This is a genomic window from Candidatus Zixiibacteriota bacterium, from assembly GCA_040752815.1.
Taxonomy (GTDB): Bacteria; Zixibacteria; MSB-5A5; order GN15; family FEB-12; genus JAGGTI01.
This window is the reverse complement of sequence record JBFMGC010000086.1, coordinates 1-5,505: the sequence shown is the minus strand read 5'-3', so window position 1 is coordinate 5,505 and position 5,505 is coordinate 1. Positions and strand designations below refer to the sequence as shown.

The 5,505-nt window shown below is 57.7% G+C and carries 4 protein-coding genes; 1 reads left to right on the top strand and 3 read right to left on the bottom strand.

Annotated features, from left to right (window positions below; all coding sequences use genetic code 11):
* The 3 genes from AB1772_13015 to AB1772_13005 all read right to left on the bottom strand — a co-directional run.
* Nucleotides 1-1,418: hypothetical protein (locus AB1772_13015; GenBank protein MEW5797262.1), on the bottom strand; the 1,418-nt coding region annotated here is incomplete at its 3' end.
* 28 nt (nt 1,419-1,446) lie between these two features.
* Nucleotides 1,447-1,866, bottom strand: coding sequence for an ATP-binding protein (locus AB1772_13010; protein MEW5797261.1), 420 nt, complete (start codon nt 1,864-1,866; stop codon nt 1,447-1,449).
* 83 nt (nt 1,867-1,949) lie between these two features.
* Nucleotides 1,950-2,288: an STAS domain-containing protein gene (locus AB1772_13005; GenBank protein MEW5797260.1), complete on the bottom strand. Its 339-nt coding sequence runs from the start codon at nt 2,286-2,288 to the stop codon at nt 1,950-1,952.
* 209 nt (nt 2,289-2,497) lie between these two features.
* Here AB1772_13005 and AB1772_13000 point away from each other — a divergent pair, with 209 nt between their 5' ends.
* Nucleotides 2,498-5,212: a hypothetical protein gene (locus AB1772_13000; protein ID MEW5797259.1), complete on the top strand. Its 2,715-nt coding sequence runs from the start codon at nt 2,498-2,500 to the stop codon at nt 5,210-5,212.
* Nucleotides 5,213-5,505 lie beyond the last annotated feature (293 nt).

The window sequence follows — 5,505 nt, the reverse complement described above, 5'->3', positions numbered from 1 at the left end:
GTGTAGTGGTAGCCGGCTGATTTCGATGAGAGCGCGACAAACCCGAGCATGTGCTGAGCGTCTTTCAACGGCAGAATGACACGCGCTTCCAGCTCGTTGAGTATCTCGGCCAGCCGGGAGTTGTCTTGGTAGGCCGCCAGCGATGTGAAGCGGGTCGGTGTGTCCAGCAGGTTGATGCCGCGCAGCATCAGGTCCTGGCGGTCCAGCACCGTGCGGCGAGGGTAATCGTCGCTTTTCAGAATCGCGTACTCGCCGATGCTGTCGTCAAACAGGATGAAATAGACGCGGTCTACCAGCAGGGAGGTCTTGAGAATCTCCTCGATCGAGCGCCGCAGGGCCAACGGTTCGAAGTTGGAGATCACCTGGCGCGAGAACCGCTCCATGATGTTGCGGTAGTCGGTGCGGGTGCGCATGAACATGGAACGGATGACGTTATCAATCCAGGCGCTGATGGGTTGGAACAAGAGCAGCATCAAAACGATGAACAGATAGCTGACCACCTCGGCCTGGGCGCCCAAAATCGGCACCAGCAGGTCCTTGGCGTGCATGCCAAGAAGCACGTATAAGCCGACCAGTACCGATGCTATGAGGGTGTTTATCAGCGATTGACGGAAGAACAACTGGACATTCAGAAAACGATGCCGAATGATGGCGTTGGTGAGAAGCCCGCCGCCGAGCACGATAGCGATCATGAGGAGATAAGGCGCAGCGGTGCCGAACCAGGTGCCCTTCCCCAGGCTCCAACTGAGAAACGACAGCGTGAAAAGGCCCAGTCCCAGGCGCATGCTCCAGACCACCAGGCGAGTCTGCTCCTGCAGGCGGGGGTTGGTAAGGTAGCGCCGCCCTGTTTCGAAGAAATATATCGCCGCCAGGACGTACACCAGGTTTATCAATCCGAATATGGATTGCTCATGGACCCGTACATACGCGACCAGCAGCATCAATTGCTGGAAGACCCAGGCGACCGGCTTCAGGATCATGCCGGTCAGGTTTGTGGCCGCAGAACTTTCCACGAGAGTATTGAGTAAACCGACCAGCCGCTGATACGTGAGGGCCAGCGACAGGTGAATCAACTGCGGTACGATTACCAGGTAGCGCAGTCGGTGATGGCGGACACGGTGCATCCGGTCGACCGGGAAGAGCCACGAGAAGACCAGCAGCGCGGGGAAAAAGAACTCCCAGACATGGTACAGGTTGTAAAGTGTGTAACTGCGAAAGACGGCGGGATCGGCCGAGGTGATTTGGACCACGTAGCCTATGGCCAACGCCAGCGGTCCCACGCCGGCGAAGAACAACATCGCTCCGGCCGCCCGGTTGGCATGCGACGCGAAGTTGTCGCGCGTGACCGTGATCGCCATGAATACCAGGAAACCACCGATCAGGAAGAAGATAAGAGAGTGCACCAGCTCAAGCTGCATAGTGCCAACGCCGCAAAAGTGAGGCTCCTCAGATCGCTTTCGTTATGGCCACGGTCGTGCCGGATCCCGTAGCCTCGACTTCAACTTTGTCCATCAACGAATGGACGATAAACAGCCCGCGGCCAACTTCCTGAAGCAGGTTTTCATCGGCCAGCGGGTCGGGGACATGAGTCGGGTCAAAACCCCCACCCTCGTCGCTCACCCGCACTGTGACGACGTTCCCGGCGCGAGTTATCCTCACCGTGACCATCTTGGTCAAAGTGGCCTTGTTGCCGTGGACAATGGCGTTATTAACCAGTTCCGAAACGGAAATGGCGATGTCAGCGACCACTGACTCCTGAACACCAAAGCCCCGGAGCGTTCCTTCGAGAAATATGTCCACGTCGGGCAGGAATTCCGGGCTTGACGGGACTTTGATCGTGTCCCCTTGAATAATCGGTTTCGCCATGCTGCAATAACTCCAAAAAAAACAGGCAGACATGGCTGCGTCTACCTGTGGGTGAGAATTCTATTTTCAATCGCGCGGCATTACTATTTGAAGCTCTTTATGGCTTCATCCACGCTGTCGTGTGCGTCGAACACCGACACGAGCTTGGTGATAGTCAGGAGGGACTGAATCTTATCGGTCACGTTGGCCAGTTTCAGTTCGCCCTGGTGGTTTCTCAGAGTAGTGTAGCTGGAGATGAGGATACCCAGGCCGGTGGAGTTCATCCACTCGACTCCGGCCAGGTCGATCACCACCCTCTTCTTGTCGTTTTCAATCAGTTCGTAGAGCTTGTCATGTAACAGGCTGGCATCTGGGCCGCCCATGATCTTGCCCCTGGGTTCGAGAATTACTACGTTGTTGACTTCCCGATCGGTCAGTTTCATAAGCGTAAGCCTCCGGCTCTGAGGTTAGTTACGCGGTTTTAATCCATCTTGTTTCCCGCTGTGGTCGGTCCGGCGGAACCGGCCGTTTCGGCTAAGTCCTTAATCAGCCGTAAATTGGCGGTCAAGTCAAGGCCTTTTTGGCTGAGCGGAGTACGCACGGGAGAAGATTACCGACCGGAAACCATTTGCGAAAGGAGGCTGTTCACGTTATGCTAACCGGCTGTACCGCGGATTTCATTACCAACATGCTTTTGACAGCGACGAAACCACACATCTGGCTCATATCCGTGACAGTACTGGTCTTCGGCTTGCCGGCTGAATCGGCCCTGAGCCGAACTCCGCCGATAGCTGAGAAGCTGTACCCCGAAGACAACGCCACCGCATTCGTGCGCCCGGCCTACTGTACGGTCGAACACAATATCGGGTCGCTGGTGCTGGGAATCAACAACCATGGTTCTTTCGGCACCGGGATGTCGGTTGCTTTTGCCCGGGATTGCTTCACCCACGAGCAGGTGCAATCGTGCGAGTACCCCAAGGAGAGCCGTACCAGGTATCTCTTTTCGGGCGAACTCTGGGTTGGGGCGATTGTCGACGGCGACACCCTTGTATCCACCGGCGGGACCGGCAATCAGGAGTTTCACCCCGATGCCGCGCCCCAGGGCCTACCGAGGCACCGGTCTACCATTGACCCGTCGGAGCCGGAGTTTGAGGGTGCGATATCGGAGCAGGACTATGTTGTCGTGTTTTCCGATACCTGCCGGCGCTGTGCCAACATGGGAAATGATGATCGCGATAATCGTGCCCACCGCCCGCTGAACATCAAGGTAACCCAGACCTCAATGGCCTGGTCGTATGGGTATGCCGATGACTTCGTGCTGTTCGATTATGAGCTTACTAATATCGGAAAACGGCGGTTGAATCGACTTTATATCGGCGTCTATGTCGATGCCGACATTCTCAGCCTGCAGCAAGAAACCACCGGCCGTGGTTTCGAGGACGATTTGTGCGGCTTTCGCGAGAAACAGCCTGCGTTGTATCTGCGGCCGCCCTGTCCGCCCGATTCGGATGTGGTCAACGTCGCCTGGACAGCCGACAACGACGGCGGCTTGACCGGCACCGTGCGCTTCCCTCCGACAGAGCATATTACCGCTACACGCATCGTGCGTACGCCGCGCGATTCGATGGACGTGTCGTTCAACTGGTGGGCCTGGTCCGGGGGGCGCTCTCCCACGTATTTCGGTCCGCAGACCAGGGCCACCGAGCGCCAGATGTACGGCGACGGTTACCCGATCGGTGACCGCGACTACTACCATCTTCTGAGCAACCGGGAATTCGATTACGATCAATTCCAACTGGCCGCGATCGGCGAGTTTGACTCGGTTTGGTCGGCTCCACCGGCCACCTACGCGGCCTCATGGGCGCGGGGAATGGACACGCGCTACCTGCTTTCGTTCGGGCCGTTTGTTCTCGACCCGGGCAACTCTCTGCCGTTCACGCTGGCGTATGTCGGCGGGACGAAGTTCCATGTCAATCCCGCCAACTACTTCAATTTGCCCAACAACCCGGATGTCTGGTACGACGGCGTCAATTTCGAAGACCTCGGCAACAACGCCACCTGGGCCGAATGGGTATACGATAATCCGGGTGTCGATACGGACAGCGACGGCTACGCCGGCGAGTACACCGCCTGCAACCTTGGTGGAGACTCCGTTTGGGACTGCGACACACTGGTGGACTCGTCGGCCAATCCGGACACCAATTATGTCGTCTGCCAGTGGATTTACGAGCGCGCCGACACGGTGTGGCGTCGCGGCGACGGCGTTCCCGACTTCCGAGGGGCGATGCCGCCGCCGGCGCCGGTGGTACGCGTGTTTCCTGAGAACGCCAGGATTCGGGTGGTGTGGAACGGTGCACGCTCGGAGAACACGCCCGACGTGTTCTCGCGCGAGGTGGACTTCGAAGGGTACCGCGTGTACCTCGCTCGTGACGAGCGGCCGTCGAGTTTCTCCGTGGTTGCGTCATACGATCGCGAGAACTGGAACCGGTACGTGTGGGACTATGCGCGCAGAGAGTTTGTTCTTGTGGTGAGGCCGTTCAGCCTCGAGGAACTCCGCTGCATGTACGCCGATAGCTGCAGCGATACGACCTGGCATCCCGATATGTACCCACGCACCCACCCGCTGGTGCTGCCGGGCGGCGAAGGCGAACCTGAGCAGGTTTTCTTCTTCGAGCCGCAGGACTTCAACCGGTCGGTGCTCGCTAACGACCCGGTGAATGCCAACACACCGATCCGAAAGGTCTATCCGAACGCTCCCAAGCCTCCCACGATCAATGTAGACTCGCTTAAGGTGTGGTATCCCGGCGGTGAAGATACCCTCTATCTCACTGACGACGACTTCGTTAAGTACTACGAATACGAGGTCACCATTGACGGTTTGTTGCCCACGGTCGCTTATTGGGTAAACGTCACGGCGTTCGATTATGGCTCTCCAGTCACCGGTCTGGGCGCTCTGGAAACCAGCCCGGCTACGAACCCGAGAATGACCATGGCGATGGATCGTCCCGATCCCGATGCCGAAGACCCAGCCCAGGTATTCGTATATCCGAATCCGTATTTGGGTGATGTCGATTACCGGGCGCTCGGTTTCGAGGGTCGCGGCGTGATGGACAAGTCGGTTGATCGTACCCGCCGAATTGTCTTTGCCAATCTGCCGCCGCGGTGTACGATCAGCGTATTCTCCATTGATGGCGACCTCGTGCGCGAGATCAGCCATGATGTTAATCCGTCTGACCCGATGTCACATCTGGACTACTGGGACCTGATCACTCGCAATTCGCAGCAGCCCGTGTCTGGCGTGTATTATTGGACGGTCGAGGATGACGCCGGCCGGGTCCAAATCGGCAAGCTGGTGATAATTCTCTGACGAAAGTTGTCGACTTAGGTCGACTCCAGCCCGTTTCGGGCAGATTCGACACTCTCGTTTGTGGCTGGAGGGAGATGTCCAAACCGCCCCCCCCGAAGCGCGTGTCTGGTCTCGATCTACAAGAACCCTGCGATACATGGGGACCAGAAACAATCCGGGCAGACCGGGAGAGGCTGTCCCATAGGTTGATTTGGGACGGCCTCGTGTGCTACGAGTGTGTTGTCCTGACACCAAAGCACCCGGGATCTCGCCAAATCGTCTCCAAGAACGTCTGGATGAGCCTTGTCAACCCC